Source organism: Paenibacillus helianthi (assembly GCF_001909055.1).
Taxonomy (GTDB): domain Bacteria; phylum Bacillota; class Bacilli; order Paenibacillales; family Paenibacillaceae; genus Paenibacillus_AQ; species Paenibacillus_AQ helianthi.
The window spans coordinates 30,839-51,510 of record NZ_LVWI01000056.1 but is presented as its reverse complement, the minus strand read 5'-3'; the positions used below and the strand labels follow the sequence as shown (position 1 = coordinate 51,510).

Annotated in this window: 16 protein-coding genes, 2 pseudogenes and 2 CRISPR repeat arrays; of the genes and pseudogenes, 5 read left to right on the top strand and 13 right to left on the bottom strand. The window is 46.6% G+C overall.

Features of this window, described 5'->3' with window-relative positions; genetic code table 11:
* Nucleotides 1-6: 6 nt before the first annotated feature.
* Nucleotides 7-660, top strand: coding sequence for a pentapeptide repeat-containing protein (locus tag A3844_RS21295; RefSeq protein WP_074108395.1), 654 nt, complete (start codon nt 7-9; stop codon nt 658-660).
* Nucleotides 661-667: 7 nt separating this feature from the next.
* Here A3844_RS21295 and A3844_RS21290 read toward each other — a convergent pair whose 3' ends face one another.
* On the bottom strand, nt 668-1,153 hold the full coding sequence (locus A3844_RS21290; protein WP_074083245.1) for a SprT family protein: 486 nt from the start codon (nt 1,151-1,153) through the stop codon (nt 668-670).
* Between the two features lie 121 nt (nt 1,154-1,274).
* Between A3844_RS21290 and A3844_RS21285 the strand changes: the two genes are divergently transcribed.
* Both A3844_RS21285 and cmpA read left to right on the top strand, forming a co-directional pair.
* Nucleotides 1,275-1,634 carry a hydrolase/acyltransferase gene (locus A3844_RS21285; protein WP_074083244.1) on the top strand — a complete coding sequence of 120 codons (360 nt, stop codon included), beginning with the start codon at nt 1,275-1,277 and terminating at the stop codon, nt 1,632-1,634.
* 87 nt (nt 1,635-1,721) lie between these two features.
* A complete protein-coding gene (gene cmpA / locus A3844_RS32405; RefSeq protein ID WP_143186262.1) occupies nt 1,722-1,859 on the top strand; it encodes a cortex morphogenetic protein CmpA in 138 nt (45 codons plus the stop codon).
* 31 nt (nt 1,860-1,890) lie between these two features.
* On the opposite strand, the gene A3844_RS33160 is transcribed toward cmpA, so the two are convergent.
* Together A3844_RS33160 and A3844_RS21280 are read right to left on the bottom strand one after the other, a co-directional pair.
* Complete coding sequence (locus A3844_RS33160; protein WP_208619446.1) at nt 1,891-2,031, bottom strand: hypothetical protein; 141 nt, start codon at nt 2,029-2,031, stop codon at nt 1,891-1,893.
* Nucleotides 2,032-2,171: 140 nt separating this feature from the next.
* Nucleotides 2,172-2,666: a DinB family protein gene (locus tag A3844_RS21280; RefSeq protein WP_074108394.1), complete on the bottom strand. Its 495-nt coding sequence runs from the start codon at nt 2,664-2,666 to the stop codon at nt 2,172-2,174.
* A 298-nt stretch (nt 2,667-2,964) separates the two neighbouring features.
* Here A3844_RS21280 and A3844_RS21275 point away from each other — a divergent pair, with 298 nt between their 5' ends.
* On the top strand, nt 2,965-3,522 hold the full coding sequence (locus tag A3844_RS21275; protein ID WP_074108393.1) for a CGNR zinc finger domain-containing protein: 558 nt from the start codon (nt 2,965-2,967) through the stop codon (nt 3,520-3,522).
* Between the two features lie 58 nt (nt 3,523-3,580).
* Here A3844_RS21275 and A3844_RS21270 read toward each other — a convergent pair whose 3' ends face one another.
* From A3844_RS21270 to A3844_RS21225, 10 genes and pseudogenes are all read right to left on the bottom strand, one after another.
* Complete coding sequence (locus A3844_RS21270; protein ID WP_244169818.1) at nt 3,581-4,705, bottom strand: GGDEF domain-containing protein; 1,125 nt, start codon at nt 4,703-4,705, stop codon at nt 3,581-3,583.
* Nucleotides 4,706-4,823: 118 nt separating this feature from the next.
* Nucleotides 4,824-7,043: direct repeats of the CRISPR family, unit length 32 nt; unit sequence ATTTCAATCCACGCTCCTACGTAAGGAGCGAC.
* 166 nt (nt 7,044-7,209) lie between these two features.
* Entirely contained in the window at nt 7,210-7,500 is a 291-nt protein-coding gene (gene cas2 / locus A3844_RS21265) for a CRISPR-associated endonuclease Cas2 (RefSeq protein ID WP_074101643.1), read from the bottom strand.
* Nucleotides 7,501-7,509: 9 nt separating this feature from the next.
* Nucleotides 7,510-8,313 (bottom strand): annotated as a pseudogene (gene cas1c, locus A3844_RS21260) (type I-C CRISPR-associated endonuclease Cas1c); the annotation flags it as partial.
* Nucleotides 8,314-8,327: 14 nt separating this feature from the next.
* A complete protein-coding gene (gene cas7c, locus A3844_RS21255; protein WP_074101634.1) occupies nt 8,328-9,185 on the bottom strand; it encodes a type I-C CRISPR-associated protein Cas7/Csd2 in 858 nt (285 codons plus the stop codon).
* A complete protein-coding gene (cas8c, locus tag A3844_RS21250; protein ID WP_074108392.1) occupies nt 9,186-11,012 on the bottom strand; it encodes a type I-C CRISPR-associated protein Cas8c/Csd1 in 1,827 nt (608 codons plus the stop codon). It abuts the gene before it with no gap.
* Nucleotides 11,009-11,692 (bottom strand): type I-C CRISPR-associated protein Cas5c, encoded by a 684-nt coding sequence (gene cas5c, locus A3844_RS21245; protein ID WP_074101636.1) that lies wholly within the window; start codon nt 11,690-11,692, stop codon nt 11,009-11,011. Before cas5c ends, cas8c begins: the two co-directional genes overlap by 4 nt.
* 4 nt (nt 11,693-11,696) lie before the next feature.
* Entirely contained in the window at nt 11,697-13,859 is a 2,163-nt protein-coding gene (locus A3844_RS21240; protein ID WP_074101637.1) for a CRISPR-associated helicase/endonuclease Cas3, read from the bottom strand.
* 340 nt (nt 13,860-14,199) lie between these two features.
* Nucleotides 14,200-14,598, bottom strand: a pseudogene (locus tag A3844_RS21235) (CRISPR-associated endonuclease Cas3''); the annotation flags it as partial.
* A 264-nt stretch (nt 14,599-14,862) separates the two neighbouring features.
* Nucleotides 14,863-16,545: a CRISPR direct-repeat array (repeat unit 32 nt; unit sequence ATTTCAATCCACGCTCCTACGTGAGGAGCGAC).
* A 279-nt stretch (nt 16,546-16,824) separates the two neighbouring features.
* Nucleotides 16,825-17,079 (bottom strand): hypothetical protein, encoded by a 255-nt coding sequence (locus tag A3844_RS21230; protein ID WP_074101169.1) that lies wholly within the window; start codon nt 17,077-17,079, stop codon nt 16,825-16,827.
* A gap of 150 nt (nt 17,080-17,229) precedes the next feature.
* On the bottom strand, nt 17,230-19,209 hold the full coding sequence (locus tag A3844_RS21225; RefSeq protein ID WP_074108390.1) for a GTP-binding protein: 1,980 nt from the start codon (nt 19,207-19,209) through the stop codon (nt 17,230-17,232).
* 328 nt (nt 19,210-19,537) lie between these two features.
* Here A3844_RS21225 and A3844_RS21220 point away from each other — a divergent pair, with 328 nt between their 5' ends.
* Nucleotides 19,538-20,512, top strand: coding sequence for an S-layer homology domain-containing protein (locus A3844_RS21220; protein WP_074108389.1), 975 nt, complete (start codon nt 19,538-19,540; stop codon nt 20,510-20,512).
* Nucleotides 20,513-20,672 lie beyond the last annotated feature (160 nt).

Here is a 20,672-nt window from a genome sequence, read left to right as displayed (position 1 = left end):
GCAAAGATGAAAAACAAGATTGATCCACCCCAAATTAACGACCGAGATTCCCTACAGTCACAGCAAATACATACTCTCACATCAAAGGAAGAAATCAGCCAATGCCTCATCAGCGACTGTCTGATTGAAGATCAGGAAGCGGCCAGGGTCTCGTTCGATAAAGTGATTTTCCGGAATGTAACGATTGCTGAATCTACACTGAACGCCATTGAACTGACGGATGTTATATTTGAAAATTGTGATCTGTCGAATGTGAATTTCAGTGACGCTTTTGTGCACCGGACAGAGTTTCGGAATTGTAAACTGACCGGAACCGATTTCAGCAGGGGACGGTTTCAGAATGTCCGGATGGTGGATTGTATCGGGGATTTCGCCAGCTTTCGCTTCGGTAAATTTAAGGGGACGGCTTTTGCGAACTGCCGGTTGGTCAGCAGCGATTATTACCAGGCGAACCTGAATCATGTAGAATTCTCGGAATGCGAAATCGATCAGGCCACCCTGGCGGGCTGTAAATTAAAAGAAATCGATCTTAGCGATTGCAGCTTCTCCGGTCTGAATGTCGACATTGAAGATCTTGCAGGCTGTATCATTTCCGCAGAACAGGCAGCTTCTTTTGTTGGACTTATGGGCCTGATCATCAAGACCGACCCCGAACTCTAAAATTTCCCTATTTAGCTCTCCCTTGGCCTTCTTCCAGGGCAATCAGCTTGAGCTTGCCGGCACAATTGCCGCAGCGGTAGCGCTTCGGATCAGCCTTGCGTTTGCGCGGGTATTCAGTCGAACAGGCAGTGCAGACAAGCTTATACCGGTAAGGCAGCACCTTACGCCCCTTGGCTCCAGGCAGGGTCTGGCAAAACCGGCTTCCGCCGACCATGGCGAGCAGTTTTTTGAAATCGGCGTCCCGGTGCATATATCCCCGTTTTGCCAGGTGAAGATGATAATGGCACAGCTCATGCTTGATAATGCGCTCGGTCTCTTCACGCCCGAACATTTCCAGCTGCATCGGGTTGATCTCAATATTATGGCTCTTGGTAAAATATCTTCCTCCCGTTGTGCTCAGCCGGCTGTTAAAGCTGGCCGAGTGCCGGAAAGGGACACCAAAGCTGTCCTGTGACACCTGCTCGATCCACTGCTGCAACTCTTCATTGGTCATTCTAGTCATCGTTTCTCTCACAAGTCCTCTCCACAGGAAAATTACGATCTCTACTTGAATTGTAACTTGCCCATAGGCTACACTGTCAAGAAGGAAGACAAGTTCGGAGGGAGAATGACTTATGCCGAAAATGCGGTATGTAATGTTGCAGCAGAAGCAGGAATTGCAGTTCGTGGAGATGCCGGAGGAGTATGCGTATCAGCTGAGCGCCCTCAATCTTCGCCTCAATAAAGAGATCGACAAGCTGACCGCGGTTAATGTCCCGGATCTGCCGCTTGCTATTGCGGAGTGTGATTCCCTGGAGCTGCTGCGCGAGGAGCACTCACTGGAATCCGGGCTGGCCTATATCAACCGGCTGGAGAGCGCTTTTTCATCCATTCAGGAGAGCAACTATCCGCTGATCTCGCTGTTGACCGAAATCCGCGCGCTTCAAGCCCAGCTTGAGCAGTGGTACGAAGAGGAAGAAGAAGGCGTACACTAGGGGCCGGTGAAATCCGGCATGCCGCTGCACCTTTGGGCGACTTCTCCCATATGCTATCTTACGTTAGCATGCAGAGGAGGGGTACTCTTGCCGCAGTGGCTCTGCCATCAGCTCATGAAGGCTTATTATAAAAAAGACCGGCGTCAGATTAAGCTGCTGAACGAATGCTGGTTTTTTTACCGCAATTCCGCCGAATCCCGTGACTCCATTCAGCGTGGAATATAAGGATCATTTATAGCGTAAAACATATGAGTTCTTATATTTCAAACAAAACCCATCCCGAGGAATCCAGGATGGGTTTTTGCATTTTTGACTGCTCACTGAAATCACCTAGAACATCGGGAAGACGTATACGCTCCACTTCAACACTTCTGTCCTTGGTATTCGGCTCCATCATCAATCTCTCCTTTCGAATCTCTTGTTGATAGCATCCATTACCCCGCCCCTTTCCTGCTTGAAACAAACAGCCGCACCCCCGGTTCTCTCTCCATAGCAACGGAGAGCCGGAGTTGCGGCTCATAAAAGCACCTGACAGGTTTAGTTAAAACTGCGGTTCGTAGGCCAGGAGCCCTGCAGCTTGCGGACCAGCACAATCTGACCGGTGTGATAGGAATCATGCAGAATCAGACTCATCACTTCTTCACCTGGAGCATGCCCGGAACCCCCCCAGTCATATGCGCCTTCCTCCAGCGCCTCAATTACTTCCCGCAGCGAAGCATGGATGTACTTCAGTTTGGCCACCGCTTGCTCCCAAGCTTCTTCCCCGCTGCCTGCTACACTAAAAGTAGCATCATTGCTCTCCACGTCAGGCAGCTTCGGCAATCCTTTGAGCTTGTTCAGCAGACGTTCCTTGTAATAGGTTAAATGGTTGACCGTCTCCCAGATGGAATTACCTGCTACTCCTTGCGGCTTCCAGATTGCCTGCTCGCTGGTGACACCTTCCAGTGCTGCGCTAAGCGGCGGTGCCCAATCCTCGATATCCATAACATAATCCCAGTTTTCCAGCAAAACATCACTGATCTTATTCTGCATGTTTTACCTCCTAGAGCATCCGTATAGTTTTTGTAGAACATGGCTTTCCTGAGCATCATCCGAAAATCGGTAACGACTTAAAGACATGGTTACCAAGTGGAAACGGCTACGCCGTCCTTATAAGGGCGGCATCCGTTTCAGCGAGAAAGAGAAAGATAATTTGTAACGTGAAACATATAAATTCTTATCTTTTTAGAAAATGTAGCATATTCTCCGCCACGGTTCAAGTAACTAGCAAATTTATATTTTAACTGTTACAATCATTGAAAAGGTCTGGGCCTGGAAGGAGGGATGTACGGTGCTATGGGACGATTTCTTGAACAGTTATTGGCGGGATTGGCGGACAAGCAACCGTGGCGGTGACAAGGACAAACTGATGGATCCGGAATGGCTGGCCTCTTGGCTGAAGCTTCATTCACTTCAAGCAGAGTTGCCGCTTAAGCCCGCAGAACTGGATCAATTGCAGCAGCTCCGGAGCTTGATGTGGGCAGAGGTGCAGATGCTAGTCCAGGTACATACAGTAAACCGGGCTACGCTGGAACAGCTAAACAGATATATGGATAAAGGGCCGGCCATTCGGCAGATCGTCTGGAATGACGCTGGCCTGGCGGAAATCTCCCTTTTGCCGCAGCGCGCCGATTGGACACAGGTGATGGCGGAGATTGCGTCTTCTTTTGCCGCTGCGCTTGTGGAGAAGGACACCTCCCGCTTCCGCATATGCGAGAATCCGGACTGCCTATGGGTCTATTACGATGATACCCGCAACCGCTCGAAACGTTATTGCGACGATAAAATGTGCGGCAATCTGATGAAGGTCCGGCGTTTCCGGGCGCGCAAGAAGGCGGACACCGAATGACGTATCATTTGAACTCTTAAAACTGTGCCGTCCCAGATCATTTCTCCGGGAATTGGCGTTATGTAAATACCATGGATGAACCCGGGGTCATCACTTTGTTTTTGCCCGAGTGTTTCGCCGCATAGAGCAGTGTGTCCACTTCCTCAAACAGCTTCTCCTTGGTGGTTCCTTGCATGTAGCTCTCAAGTCCGATACTTACGGTGACCACCGCCCCGTCCATCTCTTCATGCGGAGTATCAGAGAGCCGCAGGCGAATCTTCTCCGCGATCTCCGCTGCCTGTTCAAAGGACTTCTCAAAAAGAAGTATGGCAAACTCCTCTCCGCCATAACGGGAGGCAATATCCGCCGGTGAGATAAGCTCCCGGATGACTTTGGCAACTCTCGCCAGAATAATATCCCCTGTACGGTGTCCGTATTTGTCATTGACCATTTTGAAATCATCGATATCAATCAGGGCCAGATGAAAGGGTGCACCTTGATCTCCGTACTCTAGTGCCTTGTCATAGAACTCATGGAAAGAAATATGATTGTACAGATCCGTTAACGCATCCGTTGTCGACAGCTTGCGCATGATCGCATTCTCGATTAACAGATCCTGCTTCGCCGTCAACGTTGCCTCCAGATCGCTAGCCAGCTCACGTCCGTTAATAATCATGATAATAGCTACCAGGGTACCCACCATGAGAAAAATCGGGATCGCAATCAGATCAAACGAACTTAGAAAATACTTAAACCAAAAATCCCATCGATAGAGCACAAAAAAGGCAACGGCCTGAAGTGCTGATGTAAATAATGTTAAGTCAAGCCTGTAAAAAATCGCCGAAGCGAAAATAGGCAGCAGCATAAGTGCTCCAATAATACGGATATCCATGTTCAGATGGATGATGATCATGGCAATAATCGTGCCAGCCATAAAAAGAGAGTAAAACGAATACTTAGAGGCGCTGTAATCAATCAATTGGGCTATGATCACCACCGCTGCCATCAGCAGAGTCGGATACAGCAGTACCTCAAAATAAAACTCATGCGCCCCTCTCTCATACGGCAGAAACCAAAATGCCCCTAGCTGGGCCAAAAAATGCAGGGAAATCACAAGCCAATAAGTCTGCAAAAAACGTTTGATCCACTTCGCCTGCCGATAGGCCGAGGAATCGGAAGGGTTCATGAATTCTCGTAATCTCAACACGGTCACCTGCTAATTCAGATTGGACTGTTGCTGTACTAGTCATAGTATTTTACCATGATGTGCGGTATTTTTGATACTTGGCCGGTGAAAATCAAAGTTCAGTGCTATATACGATGTTTCAATCCACGCTCCTACGTAAGGAGCGACCTTGGATAATGCGAGTTTCTTGAGCTCTTTTAAATTTCAATCCACGCTCCTACGTAAGGAGCGACGAGCTGACCCCTGGCAACCCCCAGTCCTTGTGCGAATTTCAATCCACGCTCCTACGTAAGGAGCGACCGGGCTTAACACCTATGACGCTTACTCGATATCTATTTCAATCCACGCTCCTACGTAAGGAGCGACAGGAAAAGATCCGGCGCACACAGAGCCAGCTCCAATTTCAATCCAAGCTCCTACGTAAGGAGCGACCTCCAACACCTGGGGAGATATATCATGCTTGCATATTTCAATCCACGCTCCTACGTAAGGAGCGACGAGGATACGGTAAAGTATCTGGCGATATGATCAAATTTCAATCCACGCTCCTACGTAAGGAGCGACATCGAAAAGCCTGTCGATATCAGTAAAGAGGACCTATTTTAATCCACGCTCCTACGTAAGGAGCGACGTAGTAATGGTTGGCATCCTCATATCCATTTATTATTTCAATCCACGCTCCTACGTAAGGAGCGACTACTATACGGAAAACCCGCAGAATACTGCGGTGGGCATTTCAATCCACGCTCCTACGTAAGGAGCGACTTCAAGCGAGCTAAAATTAAAGCTTTGGAGGCGGAATTTCAATCCACGCTCCTACGTAAGGAGCGACACACTGACGGGTAATGCCGCCGTATCGTTTGCGGGATTTCAATCCACGCTCCTACGTAAGGAGCGACGGCCTGTATAGGTCGCATACTCCCCCACAGGCACGATTTCAATCCACGCTCCTACGTAAGGAGCGACGGGCAGAGCATGCGCCTTGTGATGACTGCAACATTTCAATCCACGCTCCTACGTAAGGAGCGACCGCACGGCGGCGGCGGAATGACGGTACCTTTCCAGTATTTCAATCCACGCTCCTACGTAAGGAGCGACTGATACAGCCGGACGTATGTCTGGGGCAGTTACAATTTCAATCCACGCTCCTACGTAAGGAGCGACGGCGAAGACCCGGCGAAAGCGATATTCGATCCGGAATTTCAATCCACGCTCCTACGTAAGGAGCGACTTTTAGGCGGATAGTAAATCTGTCCATATTGATAATTTCAATCCACGCTCCTACGTAAGGAGCGACCTCCTACTGTGCCACTGACGAGTACTTTCTTTTATTTCAATCCACGCTCCTACGTAAGGAGCGACATAAAAAACGGTAATACAGTAGATTACTATACGATTTCAATCCACGCTCCTACGTAAGGAGCGACGCTCATCAAATAAAAGTCCTCATCGTTACCCAAAAAATTTCAATCCACGCTCCTACGTAAGGAGCGACCGTTCTGGGTATGGGCAGCAACTTCGGGTCCACATTTCAATCCACGCTCCTACGTAAGGAGCGACATGCGCCGGGGGTGAAGGTTATACCTGGAGATCCATTTCAATCCACGCTCCTACGTAAGGAGCGACAACCTTGAAGTGTGGAAGCCGCCACAGCGCAAGAAAATTTCAATCCACGCTCCTACGTAAGGAGCGACATATTCTCTTGTTTTTTTACCTTTTTTAAATATATTTCAATCCACGCTCCTACGTAAGGAGCGACGTTCGCAACTTGCGACCTCAGCGGTGGCGGCTATATTTCAATCCACGCTCCTACATAAGGAGCGACCGATTTTTACGTTGCCTGTGATATCAATATGAAGATTTCAATCCACGCTCCTACGTAAGGAGCGACGTAAATATTCCAGATAGTCGCCGCCTTGATCGGAATTTCAATCCACGCTCCTACGTAAGGAGCGACATCTGTAACGGGTACGGTAACGGCTACGATTTCGGATTTCAATCCACGCTCCTACGTAAGGAGCGACATAACAAAGTGAGTGACGTAACCAGTGGCTGGTGGATTTCAATCCACGCTCCTACGTAAGGAGCGACGCCGTCTTCCTTCACAGTCTTAACGCTGTGACAGATTTCAATCCACGCTCCTACGTAAGGAGCGACAGGGACAGCCTGACTTACGATGTTGTGCCGAAGGGAATTTCAATCCACGCTCCTACGTAAGGAGCGACTTTTATCTGATTGTCAAAGGTGACAGCATGATCATTTCAATCCACGCTCCTACGTAAGGAGCGACACGCATGGACTTTCGTAAATGGTACAGCAAATCAATTTCAATCCACGCTCCTACGTAAGGAGCGACAGCGATTTCAGCCCAAATAAAGGATGAAAATACTTTTATTTCGTTAAAAACTGCTTAAATCTCAAAAAAATAAGCAATTAATTAGGATTCGGCTTATTTTTTAGAAAATAATGTAATAAAATCAGTGCGAAGGACCCGGGGATTTCATGTGCACTATACATTCGCACTACAAAATCAGTGGACCTTCCAGGTCAATGGATTTTTTTATACCCACATGTTCAACTTTATTCTTATGATTATTGCCGAGTTGGTAAAACCTTAGGCTATCTTCATCTTGATCAATGATGGCCTTTAACTTTATTTTCAACTCGGCAAATTGTGTTGCATCCACAATACATTCAAAAACAGAATTTTGGACCCGCTGCCCATAATTTTGGCATGTTTTAGATACCTTGCGCAACCGGCTCTGACCTGCACTACTTAAGGTACTAACATCGTAAGTAATCAGCACCAACACCTTATACACCTACTTCCATAAGAATGGAGGATACTCATCCAGGTCATTGCGTAAATGACGGGCCAATAGCAAAGCTTGAGCGTGTGGAACTAACCCCCATGAGATTTTCTCACCCAGATACGGATGCGTTATCATTTCTTGCTTTCTGTTCTGCCAGGCCGTCAAAAATTTCTTTCTGGCCTCATCGGTCATAATCACTGCCCCGTTTTCTTTTTTCAGAAAATCCGATTGATTTACCAGCCTTTTATTGATCAAGGATAAGACAAACTTATCTGCAAAAACACCCCGTAATTCCTCCATAACATCCAGCGCCAGAGAAACTCGCCCAGGCCGGTCCCGATGCAGAAAACCAACATACGCATCCAATCCAACAGCCTCCAAAGCGGAGGCTGTATCATGTGCCAACAACGTGTACGCAAAGGATAACATAGCATTTACATTATCTAGCGGCGGTCTGCGGGAACGAGAGCGGAAATAAAAATCCTCTTTTTGCTGCAAAATCATCTGATCAAACATTCTGTTATACGATATAGCAGCTTGCCCTTCCAGCCCTCTTAATCTATCTAATTGCTCACAAGTTCTTACCTCAAGGATTAAGGACGACAACTGTTGCGAGGTTTCTTTGAAATCCTCTACATTTACCCTGAGCGGGTAATCTCTTGTCATTCTTTCCAGCATCCATTTATGATTATAGATTTTCCCGATAATAAAATTGCGGGCTATCTTAGCTGAACAAATCTCATCTTCAGATAAGTTATATTGCTTCTTGCGAAGCACCACATTCCCCCGGCTCTGCCCGGTCACTCTTGCCAGACATTAGTTTATATCTATAACATCTCTAGCAAATTCACTCCACTTGGAACATCATCCTTATTTACAGTAATCGTATAGTGACTATAAGCTCTTGGTGGTTTAGTAGGATCTTTCAGTTCTGCATGTATCAATTCAAAAAGTTCTGCAGATGGTGCATTGCCCAATTCCGAATCATGTTTAAACACAATCAGCTTCCGTGCAGACATTTTCCCTCTAGCAGCAGAATGATCGTGCTCAAACATTTGTTTAAGCGCTTCGAAAAAAATTGAAAGATCATCCTCCGTGAATCCAGTCTTCTGCGCAAACTTCGCTGATACAAATCCCTCCAGCCGATATAAACCATAAGGAACTATATATTTGCGTCCCATAGTTCTATTCTCTGAAGCATTCTCTTTTTCCGTTGTAGAAGCCATACGAGTAATCGTTAATTCCTGAGGAAAAATCACATCTGTACTTTTAGAGAAGCACAGTTGAATCGGTCCACGCACTTGTCCGCACTTAAAATCCCCTGTATCCATAACCGCCCCAAAGGTTCGCACATCATAGAATCGGTTACACATATAGGCCTGAGCAGTTAGCTTATCGTTCTTGTTATCCTTGGTTGTAATATTAGAATCCACATAAGCTTCCTTCTGTTTGTTATTAAGGACTGCACCTTCGGTAACATATATATCAAAACGGTCATTTCCTTCATGAGCGTATTCAATATAATTTCGTACTTTACGTTTCATACATACGTCACTTACAATACCCACACCCGTTTGCGGATCAATTCGTGGCATATTGCCTGCATCAGGGTCACCATTGGGATTTCCATTCTCCACGTCAAAATAAAGAACAAATTCATAACGATTTTTCAGTAATTCACTCATTTAAATAACCTCCTCATGATTTTCATCAGAATTTTTGGATATTCCCTCATCTTGTTTTAAGTCTAATTTATCCTTCTTGGTATAAATGTCTTGTTGCTGATGATAATAACCCACCAAAAACTTACCCTGATCTTCCGTATTTAGCGTTTTCGGGTAACCATCCGAGGGAACATCCTCCATAATTTCACGGATACGCATCTTAATGTTATACTTTTTACTTTTTGAGAAATGCTTTTCTGCATTCAAAAGTAGTGATGGAAATACCTGCTGCGGACTGGCAAGTGCTGCGTTCAAGTACTTGTCCACCACTGAGGCGTTCACATTTCCCAAAGCGTCAGATTGAGCCTTCTCTAAAAGGGCAAATATTCGACCAAGTAAATAGCTGATCGATTTTTCATCTTTATTCAAAGCCACAGTCATCAACTCCTCCTTGTTATTTAGTAGTCGTGATATTCGGTTCAGGTACCCTTTGATTACACCAATTCGAGTACGGTTTATAGCAGTCTTCGCATTTGCAGCTGCTTCCGCACGAATCCTTCCTAGCATTGCCATATACAAACTGTTTGGGTACACTCCTCCGCTCAAAATACTGCGAATCAATGCCGAACGGTGTGGAGTCGGGACATTTTCACTTTTATGAAGCACTGCCGTTTCTATAAGAATTTTATTTACAGATGGATGTTCAGGCTCCCATGCCGGACCTACAATATGTATATCTTGATGATGAAGTTGCAGGTGAGTAACCAATTGATCAAAAGTATTTACGTAAAAGTAACGTATTACCACTCTTGTCTTATTCGCAGCTAGTCCAAGAAGATAAAACTTCACGTGCGGATCAAGTCCCAGTTCCCCAGGAGACTTACCTTTATAAAGTGAATCCAGAATTGAAGCTATCTCGCGATTCCTCACTTCATCCAGCATTTTATCAGGTTGCGAAGTACCTCCTTCCATAAGCCCAACAATGGCTTGTTCCTCCAACGGTGCTTCGCGTTCAGCCCAAAAAAGAAGCTTATCGCCATGCATATGAACACAATGATTCCGGTCACTTATAAGCATGTTAAGTGCTGTAACATACTTAAAGGCCGCAGTTTCAGAGACAGGCGCATTTTCACCCTTTTCTTTCCGATAAGAAACAAAGCTATCTTGATTAAAGCCTACAACGGTTGGCTTATCCTGCCCAAATCCTCCGAGGTTGCCATGAATACGTGCAATTGGCAGTACTTCTCCGGTTACTAAACATTGCCCAATCGAAGCTTCTGTAGAGCGTTGAGCTAAATAACGGTTCCAGGCAGCTTGAATTTTCGGGCGATTGTGAATGAAATCTAATTCTCCGTCCAATAAAAAAACTATGTTTCCCCCATCATCGAGGTAGCTTGTGTTTACCCCTTCATATTGATATGATCCTTGCTTCCTAACATTATAAAAAGCTAATATCGCTTGTGCTCCCTCATCATCTATATCCATCAAAATCTTCTCATGGATGTCTCTGCTTGCTGCAAACCTGTAATCTGCTCCTGCACGATCCTTATAAATCCCAAAAATAAAATTAGCATTTTCACATAAAAATGCCGGTTCAGGGCGGCTTCCAGCCCGTTTAGGCTGTTGAGGCGTAATAATTCTCCTCGGCTGCCGCTTTTTTTCCTTCTTACCTTTGATTCCCGTCACTTCAATTTCATCGATCATATCAATAACATCACAAACATTTCCTTCTTTATCGAGAACAATACAACATGCAACCGTGTTCAATTCATATCCGGGCTGGGCTACCTTACTATCGCTTGCTTCCGCAAGCCGATCATAGTATCCGCATAAAGCTTGAAGTATCATAAATCCACTTCCTTTGGAACCTCTATCACACCATGCCTCATGTACGCCCGAAAAAATTTTGGAGTGAACGAGTATTCAGTTTTTTTCTTATTCATCTCTTCTTTATATTCAATGTCCCATAACATCCATCCCAAATCGATTTCATCATCATTCCTGTAATGACTCTCAGGCACTCTATCCTCTTCAATTAGCTTAAAATGGGCGGCAAATTCACGACATCCTAAGTAGGGTGTATGAAAACATTGCCCCTGACGAGCTCTTCTTAGAAACATATTATAAAATTTTTCCGGAGTGTCTGTTTCGCCAGACTTCTCTTTATTCATCACAAAATGAGCTTCAATAATATACGCCACATCAGTAAGCAATAACGTAGCTCGCTGCTGCCTGTCTTCTGTGATATATTGATGCAAGTCTTTTCCTCCTCTCATGGCTGCTGTAACGTTATTTGGGGGTATCTTGGAACCCAATTCATTGCGCCTAATCGAATCGAAAACTATAGGATTCAGTACTGAAATCCTATCAACTACCCAGTGGATAGCTGGCTTCCACAGTATTGCCTCCAACACGCCTCTTGCAGCCGATGGTGTTATAACATCATAGCTGACCCGTTCAGACTTGAATTCTGGACGGGTATAACAGGCGTAGTCTCCTCTAACTAATAAACGAATGCCATATCCCATTTCACTACCACTCCTTATCAGGGTTAATAGATAGACCAAACCTACCATTGTACAGCCCATTCCCCTCCCCATCTTCCATTAAATAGTAAATCTTTTTATCTATAATCCCTAGCTTCCCGAGAGCTCGAATCTGCTCTAATTCCCTAGGAGTAATAGAAACACTATATCGTTGAAATTTTTGACTATAACTGCAAGGATAATGGGAGCTTTGTGCCTCCTTTACTAGTTCCCTGCACTTCTCGTCGAAAGGAATTATTATGGGTACTGTATCAGAATTTATGAACTTGAATTTCTCAGCAACCTCTCGAAATTGAAAGGAAAGTTGGTTCGCTCCAGCGTTAAGATTTTCTAGTATATTATACTCATCCAGGTTTGTATCAAGCTCATAGCACAATTGGAAGAAGTATGAAACCGCATCCGGCATTAAAGGATCGGGATAGCGATTTAGAACCATGCGAGTGAATCCTGCCATTCTTGAAAACCAGCCTCTTGGAAGTGCATAATCCGTTGATTCAAAAATAAATACTTGGCCTACATTTACCGTACCTTCCCGATTACATCGGCCAGAAGCCTGGGCTATACTGTCAATTCCAGCGATCTCACGATAAACTTGCGGAAAATCTATATCCACTCCTGCCTCTAGTAAGCTGGTCGAAATAACGACACAAGGTTGCTTATTTTTCAGTCTTATTTTTATTTCATCTATGATCTTCGTTCGATGTACAGGACACATGAGTGCGCTTAAATGATAGTTTCCATCTTGCTGTGCCAATCTTCTAAATAATGCTTGAGCATGTTTGCGAGTATTGACAATACATAGAGCTTGATGCTGGGAAGATATCATCTTATTGAGTTCAGCGTCACTTTGCGAACCAATAAACTCTACGCGTACTCTTTTCAAATCTGAGTACAGCTTCATCGGATTGTCCATAATCTCTACTGGCGTAATACCATCCAGCCAATCGGGATGTATTGCAGGCTGAGTAGCTGTACACAATACTACAGTTACTCCATAATCGGCACTGAGACACTTTAGGGCAGCTAATGAAGGGCGCAGCAATTCACTCGGGAGCATTTGAGCTTCATCCAAAATAATGATGCTTCCTGCAAGATTATGCAGTTTACGCGCACGGGAAGGCTTTGCCGCAAAAAGACTCTCAAAAAGTTCAACGTTAGTGGTAACAACCAAATTTGCTTCCCAGTTTTCGCTGGCTAATCTATTAATATCAATCTCATCATCTTGAGAGGCTGCAATATTACTATGGTGCTCTAGCACTGCTCCTTTACCAAGTGCGGAACGAAACACATTTGCATTTTGTTCAATAATAGAAGTGAATGGTAACCCATAAATAATCCGGCGCATATTGTTCTGTGTAGCGTGTGAGAGAGCAAATGCCAGTGAAGAGTAGGTTTTACCACCTCCTGTAGGTACGGTAAGTGTAAAGATTCCGGTGGGCATTTGTGCTGCTTCGAGACAACACTTTAAGACCTGATTTCTTGACTTTGCGAGTGTGCTGTTCAGGGGTTTGGCCAAAAGATCAGTGAGTGTAGTGGAGAATGTCGCGCTCATTTCATCGATCGTTGGGAACTTATTACGGAGTGATGCTTTCTCAGGAGAAAAATATTTCTCTGTATCCAAGTAATCCGCATCAACTAGTGAAGAATAAAGCATGCGAATTAATAGCGAAAAAGAAATTCCGGGGTTACTGCTCTTTATACGCTTGGGAATAGACTCTACTACTAATGGAGGAATCGTAGGATAGAAGTTATTGATAATGGAAAATTTATTGTTCTTGAGTGCTTCGTCAAGTCCAACTGAAGAGCCTCTTGAGATGTGGTCAGGCAATCCTCCGTGGTGACCATACACAGCGTAAGCAAGCAATCTTCCATATAGAGAAGGATAATGCTGAGTGACTAGTACTGCTCCTGCAGTCTTGTGATCAACATATTGATTGGAGCCTTCCAACCGCTTTAAAAATGCCGGATCCGCTTTGCCATAATCATGGGCATACCCTAGAATACGACCAAGCTCAGCACAGTTAAAGTACCCAGCGTGTTTGGCAGCTTTTTTGGCGGTCTCCTCCAGATGTTCTGTGAGAAGATGCCATTCTTCCTTAGGCAAAAGTTCTTTTGTAATCGGATCACGTTTGGAATGAGCATACAACAAGACAAAACCTCCAATCTTGTGATACCATTTAATGGTACAATTAAGAGGGCGCTGTGACTGCTCTTAATAGTAGAAATTGACGGAGAGATTACTTTTTATTTCAGAGATTTATTTATCTAAAATCCCACTCTGATAATTTCAGGATATCCCCCCAACCCATCTATTGTCAATCTATTCCACGTATTTGGAAATCTTCTTGTGTCGAACTGTTTAAAGTTCGAGGATTGAAACAGAGATTTATTAATCTAGGCAGCAAAAATCGGTACAGCAATTTAGGTTGCTGTACCGATTTTTTGCCTGCTTAAATTCTGCTCCACAGTTGTAAAGAAGTCTACTCTCAGATATCATGATTAATAAAATCCTGTAGGTATGAATGATGTGAAATAATCGCATTCCCTACAACTTCGGCCAGAATCATTTTATTCATATGGTCCTGTTTGTTGGATAGATCTTTCGGAAGACTATGATATTGTTCAAATAGCAGTTTCCCACCTGCAGTTGAGTGATCTACACTGCCTCTTTTTGGCGGAGCCTCAGGATGGTAAACGGCTTGCAATATGTAATTTCTAAATTCTTCTGTATATTTGCCCATGTCATGAAGCATACCTGCGAGTCCGGCAATATGGCTAACTCCTAGCTTTTCACCGTACCCCTCTGCTAAGACTTGTACTCCTAATAAATGCTCAGTGACGGTCTGGACTTTCCTGTCATTTTCCCGAATATGAGCAATGTAATCCATAACTCTCCTCCTTTATAATCAACTGATTCAAACGACAGCTTATTTGTTATGGGACGCATAACTTTACATTTTAGAAACTCTATTTCCCTCATCATATCATCCCCTCATGGAAAAATACGACATTTTTTGAAACACTTCTGAACATTACTTTACAAATTTCGGCAAAGCCAACAAAACGTCTAAAAGCCCACACCTTATCAGTAAGTTGTGGGCTTTTAAACGTTTTGGGGTTTTGGGGTTTACATATATACTGGTTTTATTTAATGTTCAACCCACGCTCCAACATGAGGAGCGACGATACTGGTACTGGAGATACCGTTAACTGATGTGAATCCACGCTCCTACGTGAGGAGCGACAACGATGGCTATGTGTTCATCATGTAACCACAAATTTCAATCCACGCTCCTACGTGAGGAGCGACCTTTGCGCTTACCTTTCTTAACTTTTCGGCCATATTTCAATCCACGCTCCTACGTGAGGAGCGACCCAGGTCCTCCGCTTTTCTGGCGGTGTAATTCCATTTCAATCCACGCTCCTACGTGAGGAGCGACGATCAATGGGACAAGTTCTCTTTATTCCGAATTTATTTCAATCCACGATCCTACGTGAGGAGCGACGACCTAAACGATTCTGAAACGCGTTGGAGGTTGCAATTTCAATCCACGCTCCTACGTGAGGAGCGACGATGCAATTAACAAAAGACTGCTTGATGCTTTCATTTCAATCCACGCTCCTACGTGAGGAGCGACGTTTACATCTCCTGTCACGAACACATTCCGCATCATATTTCAATCCACGCTCCTACGTGAGGAGCGACAGTAACTTTACCTACGAATCCAAACCCAAACCGATATTTCAATCCACGCTCCTACGTGAGGAGCGACGGAATACTCATTGACGCTATCCATCATTTCACCACTATTTCAATCCACGCTCCTACGTGAGGAGCGACGGAATACTCATTGACGCTATCCATCATTTCACCACTATTTCAATCCACGCTCCTACGTGAGGAGCGACCTGCACGTGGGATAATGGTCCCTTCCTTGAAAAATATTTCAATCCACGCTCCTACGTGAGGAGCGACAGCCTACGGGCTCATAAGCATCATGGTGGGTGTGATTTCAATCCACGCTCCTACGTGAGGAGCGACTATTTACTCCCCCGGCGTTGGCACCTCCACGTTAATTTCAATCCACGCTCCTACGTGAGGAGCGACAATCATCCAACGGAACATAAGCCATTTCTGGTGAATTTCAATCCACGCTCCTACGTGAGGAGCGACCCCCGGACAGTCCTGCCTCTACTATCGAATTTCCTATTTCAATCCACGCTCCTACGTGAGGAGCGACCATAAAAAAAGCTTTAGAATACCGTGCTTTGATATTTCAATCCACGCTCCTACGTGAGGAGCGACAAGTTCAAGAAACTACAGGCGCTGGCAAAGAAGAATTTCAATCCACGCTCCTACGTGAGGAGCGACAAAGCGCAATTGCAAGTAGATAAGTTGCAAAAAATTTCAATCCACGCTCCTACGTGAGGAGCGACGTCAGTCAGTCCCGTTGCTGCCATTAGGTATTTGTATTTCAATCCACGCTCCTACGTGAGGAGCGACACGACACTGACAACGTTAGGGAGTGCACCGTCCGATTTCAATCCACGCTCCTACGTGAGGAGCGACGACATTTACATGGGTCAATGCAGATATTCCAGAGATTTCAATCCACGCTCCTACGTGAGGAGCGACACCATCTGACCTGTATGTGTGGACAGACTACGGTAATTTCAATCCACGCTCCTACGTGAGGAGCGACCGTTATTCCATATGACATATTTGGAGCCAAGGGATTTCAATCCACGCTCCTACGTGAGGAGCGACCACATGCGCGGCGCATATGGGATCGGGCTACGACTATTTCAATCCACGCTCCTACGTGAGGAGCGACAGCGATTTTCGCCTAAAAAAAGGATAAAAGACCATTAATAAAGCCTAAAAATCACTTAACTCTTAAATTAATCGCTAAACTCATCCATAAATCATACAAATAATGTAATAAATCCGGTGCGAAGAACCCGGGGATTTCATGGGTACTATACATTCGCACCACAGGCTACGCATTCATTTTCAAAATTAACTATACATCGTCTATTGTACGCCATTTCTCATCGAGTACGCAGACCTTTTTGCTAATTACTACACTTTTTATCCCTTAACTCACCGTTTTTCAATGATCCTTCAAAAGTTCACGCTCCAGCTCCGCCTCTATCTCTTCATTGCTCAGGCCCGTTTCACCTTCATCCGTGATTCCGAGCTTTTCCTTGATGATTTGGAGATCAGAATGAATCTCTTTGGTCCTGACATACGTGCTCGTCACCATGCCAAAAGCGACTGCGAGCAGCACTAGAATACCGTAAGACCCAAGAAATATCGATAAAACTACACCAGCTGCTATCGCAAAAAGTGTTGCCCAAATGATCATCTGTACCCCTCCGCTTGTTCAGGTAACCCATTATATAGATGAATTCCGAAGATCATTCCAGCGTGCTTTTCAAAAAAAGAATCCGTAAGACTAAACCGTCATTACAGATTCTTTGTACAGATTACCATGCACCAGGGGCAACCTCCGCCTCTACCCTTCCAGTGCTTTGCGCACGCTCAGAATATATCTGGCCTGGTCAAGCGGGTTCACGCCCCGGCGGGTGCGCTCGGCCCTAACATCCGGGGGGCATTCCTCGTAGCCGGCAAAAAAAGAAGTGAACGTACTCCGCCCCTTCGTGTAGGAGCTTAGGCTGACGGGATATTCGAGCGACGTTGCCAGCGGCAGCCGTCCTTCGATAATCATCCGCTCACCCTGGAGAACCGGAGGCTCAAACGTGCCGCGCATCTGCACGAGATCGTTCATGACGCGGCCGCCGTTCTCTTCGGGAACGACGATGCGGACCTGGAGAACCGGTTCCAGCAGCCTGGTGCCGGTCCGGTTCAGCCCATCCATAATAGCCATGGGCGTTGCCACCGCAAAATCCAGCGGATGGGTATGCCACACATGATGCTGCCCCTCGGTCAGCGTCACCTTCAGGTCGGTAACCTCCCAGCCGCAGAGTCCCTGCATCAGCGCCTCCGGGACACGGCGGGCCGTTTCATTCTGATACTGCGGCAGCAGATCGGAGCTGCGGACAAGCGATTCATATTGAAGACCGCTGCCCGGCAGCCCCGGTTCAATCTTGAACCGCAGGATAGCCCAGCACGGCTTCGGCATCAGGTAGGCGACATAACCTTCACCCGCCTGGCTTGGAGTTTCCTTGTAGATGACGGACGGCTGGCCGAAGGTGACCTTCAGGCCGTAACGGCTTTCCAGCACACTGTCCAGAATTTCCAGTTGAATCGGACCCATAACCTTGATGTGCAGCTCCCGCTCATCCTGCAGCCACTGGGTATCGAGCAGCGGATCTTCATCAGCCAGCTCCTGAAATGCCCCGATGACTTGATGTTCATCTATATCGGCCTCCCAGTGCACCCTCACCGTCAGCAGCGGTACAGCCAGCTTCGCTTCCTGCGGAATAGCATCCGGGAGACCCAGCACATCGCCGATTCTGACCCCGGTCAGCCCGTAGACTACGGCGATATCCCCGGCCTCCAGCGTGCCGACATCCTCCGTCCGTCCGCCCTCCACCTTACGGATCTGCGTTACCTTGCCCTGAAGCTCCTGCGAGTAATTCATCACTGTGTCCCGGTTGCGGATGGTGCCTTGGTAGAGACGGACGAAGGCCATACGGCCCATGCTTTTGTCACGCTGAATGTTGTACACAATGCCGGACACCGGCAATTCCGGATTTCCCCCGGTACGGGGAAAATAATCAGTCATCGCGTCCAGCAGCTGTGTAATGCCAAGACCTTTGGCAGCTACACCGTAGACGAGCGGGAACATCGTACCCGAGGCTGTTTTGGCGATCAGCTGTTTTTTCCAGTCTGCCACAGCAAGCGGAGCACCCGACATATATACCTCCAGCAACGCCTCGTCCCGCTCAGCCATTGCTTCCAGCAGCTCCGTCCGCGCCGCAGGGTCGGCCCCATCTGCCCATAAGTCCACGGCTCCGGCATAATCCTGCTCTTGACCGAGAGCCTGCTGAACCGGAAGGATATCACCGGATAGATACGTTCGCGCCTGGGCCAGCACAGCTTCGGGATCTGCGCCGACCCGGTCCATTTTGTTCATAAAAATCAGCGTCGGAATCCCCAGCTTGCGCAGCGCATTCCAGATCATCTCGCTCTGGGCCTGTACGCCTTCAACCGCAGACAGAATAAGCACTGCACAGTCCATCACCCGCAGGCTTCGCTCCACCTCGGACAGGAAATCGACATGCCCCGGTGTGTCGACCAGATTCACCTGCACACCCCGCCATTCGAACGACGCCAAGGCTGCACGCACGGAAATCCCCCGCTGGCGCTCTACCTCCATGGAATCGGTTACAGCTGTTCCGCTATCTACACTCCCCACCGCCTTAATGCGGCCGCTCTCATAGAGCATATGCTCCGTAGTTGTTGTCTTCCCCGCATCGACATGGGCAAAAACCCCCACATTAATCCGTTCGATCCCCTGCTGCTGAATCATCTATGTTCTCCATTCTCAAGTTCCTCTGATATAACGCTATCATCCCTAAGTGTACAGCGAAGTGGCGCTATTGTTCAATCCTGAACCGGCGGGTCCACTTTCGGTGCAACAGGCTGGTTCATACCGGAGGCATAGGGTATTAGTTACTGAAGCATGCTAGCAATCATTGAAGATGCAATACCTGGAGATCATATTGGTAAAAGTGATTGATTGGGAGAAAGTAAGATCCACGCTACGGCAGATCAGGAGGATGAATTTCATTTATTTGGAGTGTGCCTGCAACATTTCTCGCATTTCTGCCATCTAAGAGGATAAGAGGTGAGGCATAATGAACAAACAAACTTTCCAGATGAGCGCGAAAAAAATGACTATTGCGTGCGGCATTCTGGCGGCAAGCGTGTCTTTTGGAGCATCTGCTTTTGCTTTTTCCGATTTAAAAGGTGATCCCGCTGAGTCCAAAATCAACGCACTGCATCACAAAGGAGTTGTGAATGGAGTGACCACGGACAGATTTGCGCCAAAATCGAAGGTTACCTTTGCCCAAGGCATCCAGTTTATCGTAAATGGCCTGCAGTTGTCCCCGCAAACCGGCAGCAGTACAGTTACGGCTAGTACTTACTTTGACAAAGTAAAAGATAAGGCTTGGTATGCCTCAGCTTTTCTGATTGCGAAGCAAAACGGCCTAACCCTGGACCCCACGGTTGATCCGAACGCCGCGATGACCCGCATCCAGTTCGCCCATTTGCTGACTCAGGCTTTGCAGAGCAAAGGGAATTTCCCCGTCACAATGATGTATGCCGATATCTCAGATGGCGGCAAGCTGTCTAATGCAGAAATGAATAGCCTGCAGATTCTGGTGAATACCCATCTGGTGACATTAGATAAGAACAATACTTTCCGTCCCAACGATGCCGTGACCCGTTCGGAAGCCGCTGTCTGGATCTATGACGCTGCTGAGTTTGCCCGAACGGTAATTGCTCCGGATGACGGTACTGCGGCTCCTTCCCAGATGATGTATGAAGGCTCGGTAACCCTGGAAAAAGCCGGTGATGGCGTGAACAAGGCCACGATAACCGTGAGCGATCTGCCCAACCCTGGGTATGGGCTGACCATTAACCGGATTGAATTCGGCAAGGACAAAACGGCTGTCATCTATTTCAGCATCACCAAACCGGCACCAGGCAGAATGTACCCGATGGTTATCTCGAAGGGCACTGCAGTAACCTATCTGCCGGAAGGCTATACTGCAACTGCCCAGTCGCTGACCGCTAGTCCTTTCTCCTCCGGCTCCAGTGTAAGGTAAGCTGTTATTCAGAGTATATGCCCGGTTCACCGGCTCAACAGCAGTGGGCTGAATAAGCTTCAAAAGTCCGCATTCCCTTCATCAGGGAAATGCGGACTTTTTATATTACACTCGTGGGGAATTATTCCTGCCGGCTTACTTCCGATGAGCTGGTATAATT